Source organism: Clostridia bacterium, assembly GCA_028698525.1.
Taxonomy (GTDB): Bacteria; Bacillota; Clostridia; order JAQVDB01; family JAQVDB01; genus JAQVDB01.
Window position 1 is genome coordinate 1 of the sequence record JAQVDB010000028.1, and the last position, 20677, is coordinate 20677.

The 20677-nt window shown below is 36.2% G+C and carries 20 protein-coding genes; 18 read left to right on the forward strand and 2 right to left on the reverse strand.

Features of this window, described 5'->3' with window-relative positions; all coding sequences use genetic code 11:
• The first annotated feature begins 203 nt into the window (after positions 1 to 203).
• The 15 genes from PHP06_05540 to PHP06_05610 all read left to right on the forward strand — a co-directional run bounded on the left by PHP06_05540 (position 204) and on the right by PHP06_05610 (position 18002).
• Complete coding sequence (locus PHP06_05540; protein ID MDD3840020.1) at positions 204 to 1613, forward strand: sodium:solute symporter family protein; 1410 nt, start codon at positions 204 to 206, stop codon at positions 1611 to 1613.
• A gap of 78 nt (positions 1614 to 1691) precedes the next feature.
• A complete protein-coding gene (locus tag PHP06_05545) occupies positions 1692 to 2807 on the forward strand; it encodes an aminopeptidase (protein MDD3840021.1) in 1116 nt (371 codons plus the stop codon).
• Positions 2808 to 2826: 19 nt separating this feature from the next.
• Entirely contained in the window at positions 2827 to 3963 is a 1137-nt protein-coding gene (locus PHP06_05550; protein ID MDD3840022.1) for a Xaa-Pro peptidase family protein, read from the forward strand.
• 88 nt (positions 3964 to 4051) lie between these two features.
• Positions 4052 to 5215, forward strand: coding sequence for a PucR family transcriptional regulator (locus PHP06_05555; GenBank protein ID MDD3840023.1), 1164 nt, complete (start codon positions 4052 to 4054; stop codon positions 5213 to 5215).
• A 148-nt stretch (positions 5216 to 5363) separates the two neighbouring features.
• Positions 5364 to 6629, forward strand: coding sequence for a cytosine permease (locus tag PHP06_05560; protein ID MDD3840024.1), 1266 nt, complete (start codon positions 5364 to 5366; stop codon positions 6627 to 6629).
• Positions 6619 to 7440, forward strand: coding sequence for a carbon-nitrogen hydrolase (locus tag PHP06_05565; protein MDD3840025.1), 822 nt, complete (start codon positions 6619 to 6621; stop codon positions 7438 to 7440). Before PHP06_05560 ends, PHP06_05565 begins: the two co-directional genes overlap by 11 nt.
• Positions 7441 to 7507: 67 nt before the next feature.
• Entirely contained in the window at positions 7508 to 8161 is a 654-nt protein-coding gene (locus PHP06_05570; GenBank protein MDD3840026.1) for an AroM family protein, read from the forward strand.
• 15 nt (positions 8162 to 8176) lie between these two features.
• Positions 8177 to 9253: a DUF917 family protein gene (locus PHP06_05575; GenBank protein ID MDD3840027.1), complete on the forward strand. Its 1077-nt coding sequence runs from the start codon at positions 8177 to 8179 to the stop codon at positions 9251 to 9253.
• Positions 9254 to 9272: 19 nt separating this feature from the next.
• Positions 9273 to 10211, forward strand: coding sequence for a DUF1177 domain-containing protein (locus PHP06_05580; protein MDD3840028.1), 939 nt, complete (start codon positions 9273 to 9275; stop codon positions 10209 to 10211).
• A 2-nt stretch (positions 10212 to 10213) separates the two neighbouring features.
• Positions 10214 to 11167 carry an aminopeptidase gene (locus tag PHP06_05585; GenBank protein ID MDD3840029.1) on the forward strand — a complete coding sequence of 318 codons (954 nt, stop codon included), beginning with the start codon at positions 10214 to 10216 and terminating at the stop codon, positions 11165 to 11167.
• 68 nt (positions 11168 to 11235) lie between these two features.
• The gene (gene pdaB, locus PHP06_05590) at positions 11236 to 12003 is read left to right on the forward strand and encodes a polysaccharide deacetylase family sporulation protein PdaB (GenBank protein ID MDD3840030.1); all 768 of its coding nucleotides are present in this window, start codon (positions 11236 to 11238) and stop codon (positions 12001 to 12003) included.
• A gap of 132 nt (positions 12004 to 12135) precedes the next feature.
• Positions 12136 to 13509: an MATE family efflux transporter gene (locus PHP06_05595; GenBank protein ID MDD3840031.1), complete on the forward strand. Its 1374-nt coding sequence runs from the start codon at positions 12136 to 12138 to the stop codon at positions 13507 to 13509.
• An 83-nt stretch (positions 13510 to 13592) separates the two neighbouring features.
• Positions 13593 to 14225, forward strand: coding sequence for a single-stranded DNA-binding protein (locus tag PHP06_05600; protein MDD3840032.1), 633 nt, complete (start codon positions 13593 to 13595; stop codon positions 14223 to 14225).
• A 208-nt stretch (positions 14226 to 14433) separates the two neighbouring features.
• The gene (locus PHP06_05605; GenBank protein MDD3840033.1) at positions 14434 to 15636 is read left to right on the forward strand and encodes an ROK family transcriptional regulator; all 1203 of its coding nucleotides are present in this window, start codon (positions 14434 to 14436) and stop codon (positions 15634 to 15636) included.
• Between the two features lie 17 nt (positions 15637 to 15653).
• Positions 15654 to 18002, forward strand: coding sequence for a TaqI-like C-terminal specificity domain-containing protein (locus PHP06_05610; protein MDD3840034.1), 2349 nt, complete (start codon positions 15654 to 15656; stop codon positions 18000 to 18002).
• A gap of 67 nt (positions 18003 to 18069) precedes the next feature.
• On the opposite strand, the gene PHP06_05615 is transcribed toward PHP06_05610, so the two are convergent.
• A complete protein-coding gene (locus PHP06_05615; protein MDD3840035.1) occupies positions 18070 to 18291 on the reverse strand; it encodes a DUF378 domain-containing protein in 222 nt (73 codons plus the stop codon).
• A gap of 115 nt (positions 18292 to 18406) precedes the next feature.
• Here PHP06_05615 and PHP06_05620 point away from each other — a divergent pair, with 115 nt between their 5' ends.
• The 3 genes from PHP06_05620 (at position 18407) to sdaAA (ending at position 20215) form a co-directional block, all read left to right on the forward strand.
• Positions 18407 to 18547, forward strand: coding sequence for a hypothetical protein (locus tag PHP06_05620; protein MDD3840036.1), 141 nt, complete (start codon positions 18407 to 18409; stop codon positions 18545 to 18547).
• Positions 18548 to 18652: 105 nt separating this feature from the next.
• Complete coding sequence (gene sdaAB / locus PHP06_05625; protein ID MDD3840037.1) at positions 18653 to 19318, forward strand: L-serine ammonia-lyase, iron-sulfur-dependent subunit beta; 666 nt, start codon at positions 18653 to 18655, stop codon at positions 19316 to 19318.
• A gap of 15 nt (positions 19319 to 19333) precedes the next feature.
• On the forward strand, positions 19334 to 20215 hold the full coding sequence (gene sdaAA / locus PHP06_05630) for an L-serine ammonia-lyase, iron-sulfur-dependent, subunit alpha (GenBank protein MDD3840038.1): 882 nt from the start codon (positions 19334 to 19336) through the stop codon (positions 20213 to 20215).
• A gap of 51 nt (positions 20216 to 20266) precedes the next feature.
• On the opposite strand, the gene PHP06_05635 is transcribed toward sdaAA, so the two are convergent.
• Positions 20267 to 20674, reverse strand: coding sequence for an ACT domain-containing protein (locus PHP06_05635; protein MDD3840039.1), 408 nt, complete (start codon positions 20672 to 20674; stop codon positions 20267 to 20269).
• Positions 20675 to 20677: the final 3 nt, after the last annotated feature.

The window sequence follows — 20677 nt, forward strand, 5'->3', positions numbered from 1 at the left end:
AGGGTGGAAGACCTAGTATTAGTCACTGAAAAAGGCTGTCAAGTTCTTAACAATGCTCCTAAGGATTATAAAAATATAATAGTTTAGTATATTAAAAGGAATTAAAGTTTTGGTGTAGAATTAATAATATTTAATGGTGATTTGTTCTGAGTAATCAACATTATTTATAAGTAGTACTTTACTTAATGAGAGGAGATGTAAGCATGGGGAATATTGGATTTTTACTATTTGTAATTGCATATCTCTTAATCCTTACTGTCATGGGAATTTTCATTAGTAAGAAAGAGATCAAGAACAGTGATGATTTTGTAGTAGCAGGAAGAAATCTGCCCCTTATCGTGTTGGTAGGTACTTTGCTTGCTACATGGGTAGGAGGTGGAACGGTAACAGGTGCAGCTAACTTTATCTATACATATGGGCCGTTGACGGGTATATTATATTTTATCGGCGCTCCTGTAGGTATCATTATACTTTATTTTATGGCCGGTAGGGTTAGAAAATTAACTAAATATACTATACCTGAAATTTTGGAGATGAGGTATGGTTCATTAGCTAGGACATTAGCAGCCATTGCTATAGTTTTGGCATATGTTGGGATTGTATCTTATCAGTTTAAGGGCGGCGGATATGTTATTAATTTGACCACAGGGCTAGATCTTAATGTGGCTACATTGATATCAGCGGTTTTTATAATATTTTTTGCAGTGAGTGGTGGAATGGTAACTGTTGCATATTCTGATTTTATAAGTGCTCTTTTAATTGTAGGTGGTATGGGACTAGGGATTCCTTTTCTGCTCTCTAAGGCAGGAGGGTGGAGCAGCTTATTTTCTCAGATACCTGCTGAAAAGATGACCTGGACAGGCGGCATGTCTACCATCCAGTTGCTGGGATATATTTTTCCGCTCATATTTCTGATACTGGGAGATCAAAATATGTACCAGAGATTTGCATCGGCGAAAGATGAAGAGACAGCCAGCAAATCAAATATAGGTTTTTTTATCGGTGAGATAGTTGTGATATTTTTATCTGTAGTATTTGTATCAGCTGCTATCGTATTTTATCCTTCGTTAGAACATGCAGATACTGCAATGCTGCAAGTAGCTATGGGAAGTGTCCCTTTTGCTGTAGGTGGGATAATATTAGCTGCGGCAGTGGCTTTTATGATCACTACCGGAGATTCTTATCTGCTTTCCGCTGCTACAAATGTTACCTATGACTTATGGCTTAAATTTTTTAAGCCTGATGCTAGCGAACAGGAGAAATTAAAATTTACAAGGATAACTATAGTTGTTCTTGGGGCATTGGCATATATTTTAGGGAATTTCTTTCCTACAATACTTCAGATGCAGATGTATTCTTATACGATGTATGGGGCAGCTATAACTCCTGCTGTTCTTGCAGCAATACTCTGGAAGAGGGCTACTAAGTATGGAGGATTGTTTTCCATAATAATTGGAGGATTGACTACATTGATATGGGAAATACCTTTAGCCAGGCCATGGGGCTTAAACAGCATATTGATAGCTGCACCATTGTCAATATTGACTTTGATAATAGTAAGTCTTTTGACCCCTAAGCCTGATCCTGAAGTGATAGAAGAGATATTTTCATAAAAATTTATTTATGTTTTTTGACTTTTAGAGGAAGGCTGCCTTCCTCTATTTATTATCTTGAAGAAAGGATGACTTTTGATGGAAGACAAAAGGATAAGAAGATTTGCCGATCAGTTGATAAATTATTCTTGTGATTTAAAAAAAGGGGAAAAAATATTGATAGAGATGCACGGCCGCGCTGTCCCGCTTTTGAGGGCTCTTGTAGAAGAAGCGTATAAAGCAGGGGGAAAACCCTTTGTTCATATATTTGACTATAAGGTGGAGAGGGTTCTTATAAAGGGTGCTGATGAGGAGCATATGGGGGATATCGCAAAATATGAGCTAGATAGAATGAAAGATATGGATGCCTATATAGATATAAGAGCTACCGAGAATTTGAGCGAATGGAATGATGTGCCGGAAGACAAAATAGGCATATACAGGAAAAAATATTGGGGACCCATACATCTTGATCAGAGGTGCAACAACACAAAATGGGCAGTTATGAGATATCCTAATGATGCTATGGCACAATTAGCAGGCATGTCTACCGAGGAATTTGAGGATTTTTATTTTGATGTTTGTCTTCTTGACTATAGAAAGATGGGAATAGCCATGCAGAATTTGGTTAAGTTGATGAACAAAACTGATAAGGTGAGGATTACTGGACCAGGTACCGACTTGACTTTTTCAATAAAAGGCATACCGGCTGTTGCACTGGATGGGCATAATAACATACCTGATGGAGAGGTATATACTGCACCTGTAAGAGACTCTGTTAACGGCAAGATAAGCTACAATGTACAGTCGGCGTATGAGGGATTTATTTATAGGGATGTGGTACTTGAGTTTAAGGACGGGAAGATAGTCAAAGCTACATCAAATGACACACAAAAGATAAATAAAATATTCGATATTGATGAAGGGGCCAGGTATGTAGGCGAGTTTGCTTTTGGAGTTAACCCTAAAATAAAGCATCCTATGACCGATATTCTTTTTGATGAAAAGATTGATGGAAGCTTCCACTTCACCCCCGGCCGATGCTATGATAATGCGTGTAATGGAAACAAATCTGCTATACACTGGGATTTGATATGTATACAAAGGCCTGAATATGGTGGAGGCAATATATATTTTGATGATGTCCTGATAAGAAAGGATGGGGTATTTGTACTGGATGAATTGAAATGTTTAAACCCTGAAAATTTAGGATAATGATAAAGAGGTGATTTGGATGGATTATCAAAAAAGGATGTCCACTATTAGAGAATATATGAAATGTAAAAATATCAGTTTTTGTGTTGTTTTAAATCCGGATAGCCTGTTTTATTTATCCGGATTTAAGGCAATCACTTATTCAAGGCCTATTGGGTTAATCATCAATCAGGACAGCACTTTACTGATTGTCCCAGCCCTTGAAGAAGAGCACGCAAAACAAGATGCAAATGTAGATAATTTATATGTATATTATGAGCATCCGGAAAAAGCAGACGGTGGAATTTCGTTTTTTGAGCATTTTGACAGTATATTATCAGAAAATTGTGCAACAGGTAAGATAGGCATAGAATTTGACAATATATCTTTATCTTTTCAGAGACACCTTTCAGAAAAAGGATTTACATGTGAGGATATCGGTCAACAGATAAAACAGATGAGATTTTTAAAGGATGAGGATGAATTGGAATTGATCCGTGAAGCAGGGCAGCTGGTAGATCTAGCTGTAGCAGAATCGCTGGCCAATGCTGCAGCCGGAGTGACTGAAATGGATCTAGATCAATTTGGCAATCATGGATTGTTCAATAAGGTCTCTGCTGAATTTCCAGATGCAAATTTAGACTTTTTTGTAATGAGTCCATCGGGCATTGAAAGGAGTATAATGCCCCATGTGTTTTCCAATACAAGAAAACTTCAGAGTGGCGATGTCTGTATTCATAGCAGACAAGTGGGGTTTAACGGATATAGGGCAGAATGCGAAAGGACGATATTTATTGGACAACCTAGAGCTGAACAGGTAGAAGCCTTCGATGTTGCCGTCAAGGCTCAAAAAGCTGGAATTGATATAATTAAAGCAGGGATAACTGCAAAAGAGGTGGACCTTGCAGCGAGAAAAGTGATTCAAGATTCTGGTTTTGGAGAATATGCCATACATAGAGTGGGACATGCTATAGGCATAAGTTCTCATGAACAGCCTTATTTGAGGTTTGATTCAGACATGGTATTAGAGGCTGGAATGGTATTTTCCATAGAGCCGGGTATATATATACCTGAAATAGGAGGATTCAGGCATTCTGATACTGTGATAGTAAAAGAGGATGGATGTGAACTGGTAACACACTATCCTAGGGACTTGGATTCCCTAATATTTGGATAAATTTTTGTTCTAATTTTTCTGGTCGAGTCATTACAAAGTCGAAAGTCATAAAATTATTCCTTAATATAAAAAATGGAGGAAGATGTATATGGCAATGACAGTAAGGGAAGCTCTAGAGATTGGAAAATTAAAAAGAGGTGTTGTGGTTGCAGGTGAAAAAGGTTTAGACAGAATAGTAAGCTATGTGGATATACAGGAAGTACCTGATATATCAGGTTGGATAAGGAGCGAAGAACTGCTGCTTACTACTGGCTATGCTATAAAAGACAGCCAAGCACTTCAACAGAAGTTGATTTTAGAGCTAGCTCAAAAGAACGCAGCAGGTATTATAATAAAAATCAATAGGTTCTTAAAGAGCGTTCCCGAAAATATGATTGACTTAGCGAATCAATATAGTATTCCGATTATACAGCTTCCTCCTGATATACCTTATATAGAGATCACCCATACCCTTTACAAAGAGATATTGATGAGACAGAATCAGGAAAGGTGGGTAAGTGATAAACTCAAGGAAATCCTTGTTTTAAACAAATACAAGGATTCCAATAGGCTAAAGCAACAGATGAAATCTATCAATAGCTATTTTGATTTTACTTACCCTTTTGTAATAATATTGATTCAGTGTGGACAGAAGGGCATTTTTGAAAGATATGTAAATATGGAAAATATAAAGTCTAATCCTAAAGCTATTTATGCATGGATAGACAGTAGTTTTGTGTTGATTTATTCGATAACCAATAAAGAAAATTGGGAGCGGAATATAATCAAAGAACTTTTTAAGAATGATAAATTGAGTTGTTCAGATAAAGATTTTATGTGTATGATAAGCAAGTTAGTAACAGATGTTCAAAATATCTATTCTATCTATTCATATATTAGCTATGCTGCCCGTCAAAAATCCAACTTTCATGAGAATAAGAATATATATTTTTTTGATCAGATAATACATTATGTACTGCTTAACAGCATAAGCAATTTGAGTATTTCAAAGAAATTCGTAAAATACATGCTTGAACCTCTGGAAGGCATCAGCCATTCAGAAAGAGAGCTAATTACAAATACACTGTATGCATACGTGAAATCAGATGGGAATATTACAAAGTCGGCAGAAAAATGTTTTGTACATAGAAATACTTTTATATACAGGATGAAAAAAGTAAGAAAAATTTTTAACAATGATTTCGATTGTTGTGAAGAAAGATTCAAATATAGATTAGCCCTGGAGCTGTACAAAATACTCGCTGAAAAATAGGGGATAATTGTTCATCGGTGCACAAAAATTTAGTTAATATTTATTTAATAGTGGCCATAGTTTAAAAATTGAAAAAATTATAAAATATATATAGGGAAGTTGTATCGTTTTTACCCTATATATTTTATTTTACGGAGGTGTTATTTGCATGCAGGAAAGGGAAGATTTAATATTGAATCCTGTTCCTAAAGAGGAAAGAACAGGTTGGGGGCCGCCGCTGTTTAATATTTTAGGCTGCAATATCGCTATTTCTGAATTGATGGTGGGTGGTGCTCTAATTGCCGGAATGGCACTTAAAGGTTTGATTATAGCTTCCATTATAGGAAACCTCTTGCTGGTATTGATACTGAGCATTCAAGGGTATATAGGCAGTAAAGAGGGATTAAACACCTACGTTTTAGCAAAAGGCGCATTTGGGGAAATAGGTGGCAAATGGATAATATCTTTGATGCTCGGTATAACTAGTTTTGGATGGTTTGGTATCCAAGCAGGAGTTGCAGGGCTATCGGTACAAAAGATATTTCCTGGTATCAATTTGACTTTGGCAATTATAATTTTAGGTTTACTGATGGTTATAGTAGCAGTATATGGTTTTAAAACAATGGCACTATTCAACTATATAGCTATACCTCCACTTATCATATTGATGATTTGGGGGTTAGCAAAAACTTTAGGATCAAATGGCGTACAAGCGATAGCCAATTATACTCCAGCCGGAAGCATGACCCTTATTGAAGGGGTAAATATGGTTGTAGGCTTGATAATCGTTGGCGCCATTATATCTCCGGATTATACTAGATATACTAAAGGTTTTAAAGATATTCTTATAGTAGGATTTGTTGGTTTTGCAATAATATCTATATTTCAGCAGGTAGCAGCAGGAATCATTGCTATGCAAGCACCGACATGGGATATAACAGAGGTACTTGCTAATTTAGGATTCCATTGGATTGCTTTTGTTATACTTTTGCTGGCTGCATGGTCTACCAATCTTTCCAATGCATATTCAGGAGGATTAGCCCTTAAAAATGTGTTGCCCAACCAAAAGCGAAAGACTTTAACTTTTGTAGCAGGCATTATAGGTACAGCAATAGCAGCTTCAGGTATTATATTTAGATTTCAAAATTTCTTGAGTATTTTGAGTATGACTGTTCCTTCTATTGCGGGAATTATGTGGGTAGAGTATTATTTCATAAGAAAAAGGAAACTGGTCATACGCCAAGGTATCAACTGGATAGCTATAATATCATGGATTATTGGGTTTTTAATATCATATATAACCACAAATCAAAAACTTGGACTTCCTCCCATCAATGGAATAATCTGCTCAGGCATAGTTTATTATGTATTAGAATTAATTTTTGATAAAGAAGTTTTTATAAAAGAATCTGAAGGAGGTGTGAATGTTGGCTAGAAAGGTAAATATCGGTATAGCCCAGATGGAATCAAAATTAGGGGACGTCAAATATAATACAGGTAGAGCTGTTGAACTTATTACAGAAGCAGCGGACAAGGGTGCTGATATTGTATGTCTTCCTGAATTATTCTCTACGGGTTATAATTTGAGCATATTAAAAGAGAGGATAGCTGAACTCGGATTGAAATATTTTGATTATACTTTTAGTGAGATTTCTAACGCTGCAAAACAAAATAAAGTGTTTGTTATTGCTCCATTTGCAGAAAAAAGGGATTTACCGGGAGTATTATTTAACTCAGCTATTGTATTTGACGACGGTGGGAATATGATAGGTAGCTTTGCAAAAAGTCATCTATGGGCACTGGATAGATTATATTTTAAAGAAGGGTCTAGCTATGATATATTTGACACTAAATTTGGTAAACTGGGTATAATAATCTGCTATGATGCAGGATTCCCAGAGGCATGCAGAACCCTATGTTTAAAAGGAGCAGAGATAGTCTTTATACCTGCTGCTTGGAGAATACAGGATGAAGATATGTGGGATTTGAATGTTTCCCAAAGGGCTCTAGAGAATATTCTTTTTACGGTAGGTGTTAACAGGGTAGGTATGGAGGGGGATTTACACTTATTCGGCAAGAGCAAGGTGTGTAATCCACGAGGCACAATAATTGCTGAACTGCCAAAAGACAAGGAAATGGTAGAGGTAGTAACTATAGATTTAGATGATATAGACAAATTTAGAACTGAAATATCGTATTTAAGGGATAGAAAACCCTTTATTTATGATGAATTGGTAAAATATTGATAATTTAAAAAAGGCTGCTTAGGGCAGCCTTTTTTAAAGATATTTTTAAATTGGGGGGCGACTGTTGATGGGAAAGTTTAATGTAGGATTGATCAGGGTAATAACTTTAAAAGATCAAAAACAACTGCAGGTACATTCTGATATTTTAAACAAATACTTCAATGATTTTTGCATCACCACTAAATGTATAGAAGGCCAGCCTGAAGGGATACATGATGATAATACCGAAGAACAAGCTATACCCAAAATTATTGAAATTGCTAAAAAATTAGAGAGCCAAGGACAGGATATAATTCTCATCAGCTGCGCCGCAGATCCTGCCGTACAGGAATGTAGGAAACTGCTGCACATACCAGTGGTGGGAGCAGGTTCAAGTGCAGCGGCGTTGGCAGTTGGAACAGGAGATAATATTGGTGTTGTAGGGATAACCCAACAGGTACCCGATGTAATAAAGAGAATTTTAGGTGACAAATTTAAATTTTATATAAAACCGGAAGGGATAAGCAACACTTTGGATTTATATAAAAACGGCAGCAAAAGCAACATATTGCAGGCATGTGAGTCCCTTAAAGATATGGGATGTGATGGGATAGTTTTAGCCTGCACAGGCATGTCAACGATAGGAATAAGGATGCTGATAGAAAAAGAAATCGGTTTAAAGGTGATAGATCCTGTTTTGGCAGCTGGAATTTTTATTGAGTATTTTAGATTATCAAGATAGGAAGAGGTGTGGCAGATGGCAGAGATTATGTTAAATCAGGGAATGATAGAGCCTGCGGCTATAGGGGGATGCTTTTTAGGTGGAGGGGGTGGCGGAGCTATAAATGAGGGGAAAAAGCTTGCTACGCTCGCCGTTCAATTTTCTTCACCTAAATTAGTTGACGTACAGGATATCAAAGATGATGCTGTGTTGGTGAATGTTGCAGCAGTCGGCGCCCCTTCTGCCCAAGATGCCTATGCTGAACCGGTTGATTATGTTCGTGCGATTAAACTTATTGAGCAGTTATCCGGCACTAAAATTGATGCAATAATGAGCAACGAAGCAGGTGGGCTGGCTACACTCAACGGATGGCTACAGGCTTCAATGTTAGGTATTCCGTTAGTTGATGTATCGTGTAATGGAAGAGCTCATCCCACAAGTGTGATGGGAGCTATGGGTCTGCATAAGCTAGCAGATTATAGGGCAATACAGGTAGGCGTAGGCGGCAGCAAGCAGGACGGCAATTATATTGAGGTGGTGTCTATCGGCTCGGTACAGAAATGTTCAAATATTATAAGGAGTGCGGCAGTAAATGCAGGAGGATTGGTTGCGGTGGCACGAAACCCTGTTTCAAAAAGATATGCTGCTAATAATGGGGCAGTAGGTTCTATAAAACAAGCTATAGAGATAGGCAGGCGTATGATTGACTCTAAAGAAAAGGGCCTTGGCTATACAGCAAAAAGTGTGTGTGATTATTTAGGGGGAGAGATTATAGGCAAATTCCACATAGAATCTATCAATCTAGAATCAAAAGGTGGATTTGATGTGGGCTGGTTGGGTTTGTCTGATCAGGTTCAAATCACATTTTGGAATGAGTATATGACTTTGGAGAAGGAAGGCCAAAGAATTGCTACTTTTCCCGATCTTATAGCACTGATAGATGAGAAGGATTGTTTGCCTATAACCTCTGCAGAAGCGGAGGTAGGGCAGAATGTTGTTGTTATAAAAGTGTCAAAAGATAATTTGAAGCTGGGTAAAGGGATGTATGATCCTGATTTATTTAAGGTTTGTGAGCAGGCAATTAACAAACAAATAATTAAGTATATCTTTTAATATAAACTGGGAGGTGGATATAATGCTAAAACAGGTGATGGATATGATGGAAATATTAGACCATCCTGCAGTAAATGGAGAATGTGTTAAGGGGTATTTAGCCGATAAAGGGCTAGATAGTGTTGTGGTAAAGCAGATAAAGAGCGATGTTGGGAAGACGGATTTTATTAAGATATTTATAGAGGGAAAGGATGGTAAAAGTAAAAGCGGCAGCGCACCTACTTTAGGCATTATAGGAAGATTGGGAGGGATAGGTGCAAGGCCGGAAATACCGGGTTTCGTTTCTGATGGGGACGGTGCTCTAGCTGCCCTTTCGGCAGCCGCTAAGATAGTAGATATGAAGGGTAAAGGTGATTTTTTACAAGGTGATGTGATAATAGCTACTCACATATGTCCTGATGCACCTACCCAGCCCCACGAACCTGTTCCATTTATGGGATCCCCGGTAGATATGAGGACAATGAATTCAATGGAAGTAGATCCTAGGATGGATGCTATACTATCGATAGATACAACAAAAGGTAACAGGATATTAAATGCAAAAGGTTTTGCCATTACTCCTACTGTTAAGGATGGATATATATTGAAAGTAAGTGATTCGTTGCTAGATTTGATGGAAATTGTAACAGGAAAGCTTCCGGTTGTATTGCCAATATCGGTACAGGATATAACACCTTATGGTAATGGCTTGCACCATATTAATAGCATACTCCAGCCGGCAATAGCTACATCCAGTCCAGTTGTGGGAGTTGCTATAACCACACAATCTATTGTTCCCGGCTGTGCATCAGGTGCATCTCACGAGATTGATGTAGAAATGGCGGCTAGATTTGCTTTAGAGGTTGCTAAAAGCTTTGGAAATAAAAAATGTGAGTTTTACGATCAGGATGAATGGAAGTTAATATTGGAGCTATATGGTTGTATGAAACATTTAAAGACTATGGGAGGCAAAGACTGATAATGGACAAATTAGAGCAAAATGCTAAAAAGCTGTTGACTGAATGTATGGGAGCTAATAAAGATGAGACTTGCCTAATAGTTTGTGACGACAGCACAAGAGCGCTTTCTGATCATATATACAATGCGGCTAAACTTTTAAAACTCAAGCCTATATTTCTCAATACGGGAAGTATTGAAAGATCGGGGCAAGAGCCGCCTAAACCGGTAGCTGAAGCCATGAAGCATTCGGATATAGTAATGTGTCTAACAAAGCATTCCATAACACATACAAAGGCTAGAAGGCAGGCTGCTGCTGCCGGGGCTAGAATTGCAACAATGCCCGGTATTACAGAGGATATGTTCTTAAAGGGTGCAATCACTGCTGATTATAAGCAAGTAGAATATATTACCGACAGAGTAGCTGAATTGTTGGATGAGGGAAAGAATGTTTTGATTGAAAAAGATGGTTTTAAACTAAAAATGTGCATAGATGGGAGAAAGGCATTTAAAAGTACTGGCAGATATTTACGCAGGGGAGAATCAGGAAATTTGCCTTCCGGTGAAGCATATATTGCACCGTTAGAAGGAAGTGCTCAAGGTGAAATTTTGGTGGACGGCAGTATAGCAGATATAGGCAAAGTAATTTCTCCAATTGTTTTAGAAATAAAAGACGGTCTGTTACAGGATGCAAAAGGGGGAGAGCAGGCCAAAAAATTTTTGAACATGTTGGGTGATACTGATAAATGTAGAAATGTTGCAGAGTTAGGGATAGGAACAAATCCGCAGGCGCTGCTTACCGGCAACACTTTAGAGGATGAGAAAAAAATAGGAACAATTCATATTGCATTTGGTAGCAACGATACATTTGGGGGAAATATAAGTGCAGGTGTACACATAGATTGTATTATACTAAGTCCGAATTTATATATAGATGACTTCAAGCTGATGGATAATGGAATATTAAATTACGATTAATTGGAATAGACATGCATTATTATACCCTGTGAGAAATAAACATTAAATAAAAACACGGGGTGTGTTATATGAAAATCGTATATATAAAATATAAAACTCTTTTTGTCATTTGTCTGATATTGATTATTATTATTTTAACCTCTTCATTTTTAGATGCTGGATTGCCCGGGATAGTTAGTGTGTTCAAGTTAAACAAAAAATTGCTACCTATTTACTCAGTAGAGATACCGGACAAGAAAATTTCTATTAGTTTTGATGCAGCTTGGGGATCTGAATTCACCGATGAGATATTACAGATATTAAAAGACAGAGATATCAAAACCACCTTTTTTTTAGTAGGTTTTTGGGTAGATAAACATCCTGAAAAAGTAAAAAAGATAAGCGATGAAGGTCACGAAATAGGCAATCATTCTACCAATCATCCTCAAATGTCTAAACTACCTGAGGATAAAATTAGGGAGGAGTTGAATACAACTGCAGACGAGATCTATCAATTGACTGGAAAGCGCACAACTTTGTTTCGCCCCCCTTTTGGGGATTATAGCGATACCCTCATAAGGGTTGCAGAAGAAGAAGGTTATTATGTAATACAATGGGATGTAGATTCCCTTGATTGGAAAGAGTTGGGGGCGGAACATACTGCAGATAGAGTATTGAAAAATGTAAAAAACGGTTCTATTGTCCTATTTCATAATAACGCTAAATACACGCCCAAGGCACTGCCTACGATACTGGATAATCTTTTGAAAGAAGGGTATGAAATAGTGCCTATTTCAGAATTGATATATAAGGATGATTATGAGATAGATCATACCGGCAGGCAAATTCGTAAGTGATAGCCAATAGCCAAACTTTATTTTAACTTTCTAAAATGTTATAATATTGTATTACATGGAAAACTTAAATATGATACATCAGAGTTATTGAAAATCAGCTTTGATGTATTTTTTTATACGGAGGATGAAAATATGCTTCAAAACACACCAATAGATGTTACACAAGGTAAAATCTCAAGAAATGTATGGAAGTTGGCCCTCCCTGTGATTATTACCAATCTGGTACAAGTAATCTATAATTTAACAGATACTTTTTGGGTCAGCAAGTTGAGCAACAGCACCGAGGCGATAGCAGCAGTTGCTGTTACTTTTTCTGTAATTATGGTGCTTATTTCCCTAGGGATAGGCTTATCAGTAGCTACCACCACGCTTTCAGCTCAATATTTTGGGGCGGGTAAAGAAAAAGAGGTAAAGAAGGTAGCTTATACTTCACTTGTGATGTTATCCTTGCTGGCTGTTATAATTTCAGTGACTGGTATAGCTTTCAGTGTCCCACTTCTTAAACTACTTAACACCCCTGATAATGTTATGCCATATGCTTTAGAGTACTTTAGGATCATAATGTTTGGTATGTTATTTATGTTTTCTTTTTTTATTTTAAGTGGAGTTTTGAGGGGATTAGGAGATACGTATACGCCAATGATAGCAGGTGTAATTTCTGCTATAGCAAATGTTATATTGGATCCTCTGCTTATATTTGGAATAGGACCTTTCCCTGAAATGGGAATAGCAGGAGCTGCATATGCTACGGTAATATCTAGGGCAGCGGTATCTATATATCTTACTTATTTAGTCTTTTCAGGGCGTATGCATTTTAAGCTAAGTTTAAAAGAGTTGTCTATCGATTTTAAGGTATTAAAAGAAATTTTTAAGATAGGGATACCCTCTTCAGTGAGCCAAGTCCTTATTTCACTAGGCGCTACGCTTTTGATGGGAAGGGTTAACATGTTTGGGGATACAGCCGCTGCTACTTTTGGTCTTGGACATCGCCTTGATTCCTTTGCGTTTATCGCTGCTGCAGGTTTGAGTCAAGCTACTGTCACTATGGTTGGTCAAAACCTAGGTGCCGGACAGAAGGAAAGAGCCAAAGACAGCAGCATATATTCCGTCAAAGCTACTTTTATAATATTAACTGCAATAGGAGTACTTTTATCCTTTTTCCCCCAGCTGTTTTTTAGGGTTTTCTCCAATGATCCTGGAGTAATAAAACTTGGAAGATACTATACGAGATTTGTTTCAATTGCATATGGATTTATAGGAGGCAGGATAGTATTAAACGGCGCATTTCAAGGGGCAGGTGCGGCTTTTACATCCATGATACTCAGCATTGTATCTTTGTGGGGATTTAGGATACCCTTAGCTTATATTTTGTCCTATACCTCTCTTGGTATAAAAGGTCTGTGGCTGGGTATAGGTCTTTCTTTTATCTTGAGCTTTGCAGTGATGATTTTCATTTTTACTAGGTGGGAATGGATGGATAAGGCTATTGTTAGAAAAAAACAATAAATCATTCATAATCTTGTCCTGTACAGAATATTAATATTTTAGGTTACTTTTTATGCGTACAAGGAAAGGGAGAGTGGGTTATCTTGGGTAACGTAGGATTAGAAACCAACAAGGTCATCGTGTGTGGCAAGATTATAACAGAGCTGAAATTCAGTCATGAAATATATGGTGAAGGATTTTATAATTTTAGCATTGAGATACCTAGACTTAGCGATTATCTTGATGTACTGCCTGTAACTATTTCTGAGAGGCTGATAACTGGTGTAGAGTTAAAAGCTGGAATAGATGTACAGATAACCGGCCAATTGAGGTCTTATAACAAATATGCGGATGGAAGGAACAGGTTAATTCTGACTATTTTTGCAAAGGATATTTCGCTGGATTGTGAAGAATTAGCGAATCCTAATCAGATTTATCTGGATGGCTATATCTGTAAGCCTACATCTTATAGGACCACTCCATTCAAGCGTGAAATAACGGATATACTGCTGGCTGTTAATAGAGCATATAATAAATCAGATTATATACCTGCTATTGCTTGGGGCAGGAATGCACGTTTTAGTGATAAACTGGAAGTAGGGGATAGGATAAAAATATGGGGAAGAATACAAAGTCGAGATTATCAAAAAAGACTAGATAATGGTCAGATAATTTCTAAAACCGCTTATGAGGTATCAATATCAAAGATGGAACAATGTTGTGACGACAAGGCGTAGGTAAAACCTATGCTTTTTTATTACGTTGGATAGATCAAAAACAACATGTTTCAATCTATAATGATTGTATAAGGCATTATTATTTGTTATACTCTATTATATAAATATGTAAAAAATTTTAAATATATATTATTTTTAGCATCGTTTATCTGCGCAAGGGTTCGCATCCAAAGCTCCATTATTTCCGTGAAAAGGAAGATAATATAAAATGATAAATAATCTTCGGCCGGCCAATCTAAGGACGGTAAAAAGGACAAACACATTGATAGTTTTGGACACTATAAGACGATATGGGCCTATATCCAGGACTCAAATCGCTCAAAAAACAAATTTAAAACATCCTACCATAAGCAATATTACAGCTGAATTGATAAAAAGAGGATTGATAAAGGAGGGTGAGCTGGGCAAATCCAGCGGAGGGAGAAAGCCCATATATTTGTTGATCAATTCTCAAGCAGTTAATGTCATAGGATTACATTTACATTCAAAAGGTGTTATGGGTGTGTTTTGTGATTTTGGAATTAATTTACTGGATGAAATCTATGTGGATTTTAATGATAATTATACAGAGGATAATATAAAAAGTTGTGCCATAAGATGTGTACAACAACTTATGTTTAACAATAACGTTAATGGCAATAAGGTAATAGGTATTGGAATTGCTGCCCACGGCCTTGTAAATACCCAAGAAAAGATAGTTAGTTTTGCGCCTAATTTTGGATTAAAGAATTTGAATTTAGGTGAAGCGATAGAGGATGAGTTTCAAGTGCCAGTTTATATAGAAAATGATGTGCGAGCAATGGCTATTGGTGAAAGCTGGTTTGGTTTAGGAAGAAGTATTAGCGACTTTGTATGTTTAAAAATAGGACATGGTATAGGAGCGAGTTTTTTTATAAATAATGGGTTATACAGGGGAGTAAGTGAGGGGGCAGGAGAAATAGGACATACCACTATAGATGTTGATGGTCCCAGATGTGCTTGTGGCAATTTTGGTTGCCTGCAAGCTATGGCATCGGAGAGCCGTATAATAGACAGGGTAAAAGAAGGGATAAACAAGGGGTATTGTTCTATTTTGGAGTGCCAGGGGGATTTTACCAGCAAAGATGTGAACAGAGCCGCTCATATGGGGGATTTATTGTCCGCTAAAGTGCTAAATGAGGTAGGGATGTATCTAGGAGTAGGTGTGGCTAATATAATAAATTCACTCAATCCTAGACTAGTGATTTTGGGTGGGGAGATAGCTACATATAAAAAATATGTGATAAAGTCATTGATGGATACTGTCAAAAGAAAGGTGCTGCAAGATTCATATAAAAACTCTGAAATTGTAATCTCTGATTTAGAGCCCTATAGCTCTGTAAAGGGTGCAGCTTTATATGTAATAGATAATTATATGAAAGATTTTGACTGACTTTGGGGAGAAACAAGGTGGAAGATGTAAAAGTTTATACCGACAAATTAAAGAATGTGCTGATTCGGGATGGTATTGATGAGTATAATGATATAGTGGATTTTATAATAATTATATCATTTCTAAAATTTATTGAATTCAATAATATTATCCGGATAGACTATAGTTCTTTTAGATTTGAAAACTTATATAATGATTATCCTGAAATAGAAAATGTCATGGTATTGATAATCCATATGCTGGAAGACAAAAAGTCATATCCTTCATCTGATTGTTGCAAAAAGATGATATCTTTTAAAATTCCTAAAGATACTTGTAAAAGGAAGGACTTTTTATCATGCATATATCAGACTTTGAACACAAGACAGAGAAGGGAATTAGGTCAATACTTTACTCCTCCATGGCTTGTAAAGTATATGTTAGATAATGCTTTTACGATATATTCCATAGATTCTGACAGGCTGACAAATTATAAAGTGCTGGATCCTGGTTGTGGTACAGGAAATTTTGTCATTTACTATATAGAAAAAGCATTAAAAACTATAAGCCCTTACGATAACAAACAACTGAGAAATATACTTGCGAATACCTATGGTTTTGATGTTGACCGGAAAGCTTTATATATAGCAGCTCTATCATTATACGTTTTATTAAAACAAAACAACTATGACATAGAATTGTCACATTTAAGACTAGTTAATATTGATAGTTTAAAAAAGGATAAATATAAGCGGGGGAATATTTACACTATATTTGATAGAAAGATAGATTGTTATAAATTTGACATGATTATAGGTAATCCTCCATACATTGAAAATAGGAATATCAACAGGTTTTACGATAAGAATTACCTTATAAGAAACTATAAATATGCTGTGGGAAGGTTTGATATATATAGCATATTTATTGAGCGCAGTATGGATTTCTTGACTAGCAGAGGTGTTATAAGTTATCTTGTGCCCACCACCTTGCTCTATAACAATAATTTTATCCTGATAAGAAAGTATATATTATCCAGGTTTAATATAAACCTTCTAGTGAATTTTGGAAACCTAATATTTAAGGATGTAGACATAAGTATGTCTGTGCTGATGATACAAAATACAGATAATCCTGATATGCAAAACAACATACTTTCACTTGATGCATCACACACCACCGAGCACCAATCAATTCAAGATTCCGATTATAATATTATTCCACAGAAATATTTTGCTTACAATATAGATAGTATATTTGATATTTATTCGGATGAATATATTCATAAATTAAAAATGCGTATTATTGAGGTAAAAACAGAATATATAAAAGACATATGCAAAGTAATTGCAGGCATAGCAACAGGAAACGTGAAGAAAAAAATAGTAAAGACAAATGATTATGGTTATGATTTCAGAAAAGTATTGGAAGGCAGTGATATAGGGAGATATTTCTATATGTGGAATGGAAAGTATATAAATATGGACAAAAACATAATAGATAAGAATAAAGGGGAATATGCCACATACATGAGAGAAGAGTTTATATATAATCCTAAAATACTAATAAGGCAAACAGCCGATAGGATAATAGCTGCCTTTGATGAACAGGGATATGCATTGTTGAATACCCTATATTCTTTATTGGTGGTGGATGATAGATATTCCGTAAAATATATATTAGCATTGTTAAATTCTAAATTATTGAGCTTTTTCTATAGGAGCATAGTAAGGGAAACTGGCAAACTGTTTCCACAGCTTAAGATATACCATATTCAAAATTGTCCTATTGTATATAGCGATAGACAGATTCAGCGGGATATATGTGAAGTTGTGGAGCAGATAGAGGGGTTAGCTCAGCAGATTGCAACCCCATGTTTGGGGAAAAGGCTGAAAGAGGGACATATTGCCGATGTATTGAGAAAAATAAAACAGGATAAATTACGATCCACTAAACACTACTATGTATTGAATGAGCGTGTGGATGGGATGATATACGATGTTTATAAGTTAAATGATAAGCATATTTCAATTATTGAAAATGAAAGCATCCAACAAGGATTGAACAATAATAGGGTTTGCAATTACTTAAAAAGAATTGAATATATTGAAATAGCATATTGGCTGGAAAGAGTTTGTTTGTATATTCTAGAAAGAGAAAAACAACCATTAACTGAGCAAAAAATCAAAATGATGCTGGAACAAAAGTTAAAAGCCCAGTTTGGGCAACGATATAAGGAGACTATAAGAGTTGTTGAGAAAGTTTTGAACAGACCTTTGTTTTATGATACCAAAAAGTTTAATTGGATAAAATATTGTTTAGGACGTGAAACTTCACGTATAAGAAGGTTACACATAAAAGGTCAATTATATTTTAAATCTAAATGAAAATAAAAGTTATAAACTTTAAAGGATATATACAGTGTTTCGGTATATATCCTTTTTTAGTTCTATCCTATCTTTCTATCCCTTCTTCTGTTTTTACATCCCTAAAAAGAAATATAATTGAATACAAACCTGCTATTCCAACTAAAAAGTATATTATTCTGCTTAATGGACTTGCTTGGCCTCCAAATAGGCTGGCGACCAGGTCAAAACGGAACAACCCTATTAAACCCCAATTTAAGGCTCCAATGATTACTAGAATAAGTGCAAGCCTATCAAAGAAACTATTCATAAAATCATCTCCTTTACTTTTAATGATAGTATTCCCCGACAGATAACATCAATACGTAAAAAATGTTAATTATTTTAAAAGGTAAATAGCTAATAATAGATATGGAGGTGTTTTTATGAATGAACCTAAAAAATTTAAGTATGCGAAATTAAACAAAAACCATGAGAAAGAATTGAAGAGAGCAGAAGAATTAATAAATCAGAATAAAAAAGAGGAGGAAAAGGTATTTCTTATGGCACTTAAAAGGGAGCAATAAATGGCTCCTTTTTAATATTTTTATATTATGTTATACTGAATGAAAATAATGAATTTAACGAAGGTTCATTAATATCAATGAATGATATATTGGCGGTGAGAGAGTATGAATGGAAGCGTGTTTGATATAATAGGCCCGGTGATGGTTGGGCCTTCAAGTTCCCATACTGCAGGAGCGGTTAGATTAGCGAGGGCTGCAGCTAGTATTTGTTCGGGGAAAGTGGTAGATGTTAAATTTGAATTACATGGCTCTTTTGCTAAAACGTATAAGGGACATGGTACTGATAAAGCACTTGTTGCAGGGATTATGGGTATGAAACCGGATGATGATAAAATAAGGGATGCATTTAGTATTGCAAAGGAAAAAGATATATCTTTTTCTTTTCAAGAGGCAGACTTAGGAGATGTGCATCCCAATACTGTTAAATTCATAGTAAAAACTGAAAACGATGAGCATTTAGAAATAGTAGGCAGTTCTATCGGCGGAGGGGAAATAATAATAACTGAATTAAATGGCGAAAGGCTTGAAATAACTGGGAGATATCCAACTATTGTTACAAAACACATGGACAAGCCGGGCGTAATAGCCAAAGTATCATCTGTTTTAGCGCTGTTCAATATAAATGTTGCTTTTATGAAGGTTTATCGGAACAACAAAGGTTTAACAGCATCCATGATTTTGGAGACAGATCAAATGCCAAGTGAGAATGCTGTTGAGTGTATATTACAAATACCTGAAATAAAAGATGTAAAACTAGTCAAACCTGTATAGGAGGGATGTAGGATGCTGATAGATTTTAGTACAGGAAAGCAGCTGGCAGATATTGCTCGTGAATTGTCATTGCCTATGGGTAAAGTAGTAATTAAATATCAGAGTCAGTTCCAAGACTCAAGTGAAGATGATGTAATTAGTGATATGAAAAATATTATAGATGTGATGAGACAGTCTTACATAGAAGGGTTATCGGAAGATATAAAGTCAATAAGCGGTCTTATTGGAGGAGAAGGAAAATTATTGCACAAAAGATATAAAGAAAAAGAATCCATATGTGGCAGCACGATAACGTTGGCAGTCAGCAGGGCATTAGCTGTTACCGAGGTGAATGCTGCTATGGGCAGAATTGTTGCTGCTCCTACAGCAGGATCTTGTGGCATAATACCAGGGGCTGTTATCACTGTAGCAGAGCATAAAAATATTCCGGAAGAAAAGTTGATTGAAGCTATGTTTACTGCATCAGGTATAGGAATGATAATAGCTAACAATGCAACATTATCGGGAGCTGAAGGGGGATGTCAGGCTGAATGTGGTTCTGCTTCTGCTATGGCAGCTGCAGCGATTGTAGAACTTTTAGGAGGCAATGGAGATATGGCGCTGGATGCTGCAGCAATTGCTTTAAAGAATGTTTTAGGGCTTGTGTGTGACCCGATAGCTGGATTGGTAGAGGCTCCCTGCTCGAAAAGGAACGCTATGGGAACTGTAAATGCATTGATATCTTCAGATATGTCACTTGCTGGAATTAGAAGTCTGATACCTTTTGATGAGGTAGTAGATGCCATGTATAAGGTGGGCAGAATGATTCCATGCGCTCTTAGGGAAACGGCTATGGGAGGGCTGGCAGTCACCCCCACCGGTAAAAGGCTGGAAAAGGAAATATATAAAAGGCAATAAAAAAACATAGGGCAAACAGCATGTAATTTACTGTTTACCCTATATCTATATTCACAATTCGAATTCTCTTATAACCGATTCAACAGCAATTTTTTGGTCTTTTTTATCAATGATACAGGATATTTTTGTTTCGGATGTTGAAACGGCTAAAACTTTAACAGACTGACTTGCAAAAATATTGAATATTTCTGCGGCTATACCAGGTTGTGTTTCCATACCCTTACCTTCTATAGTTATCTTACATATATCGATATTATGCTGGATTTTTACGTTTTTAATTTCTGACAAGGTGTGTATTGCTTTTTCAACATCTTTTATGGATATTGTAAAACAGATATTTACATTATTGTCCCATCGTGCTTGACTTATTATATCCACGTTTATTCCTGTACTTGCTATATTGTTGAATATATGGGTGACTGTCTCTGGGTTATCATCTCTGCAGTTTATAGTTATCATAGC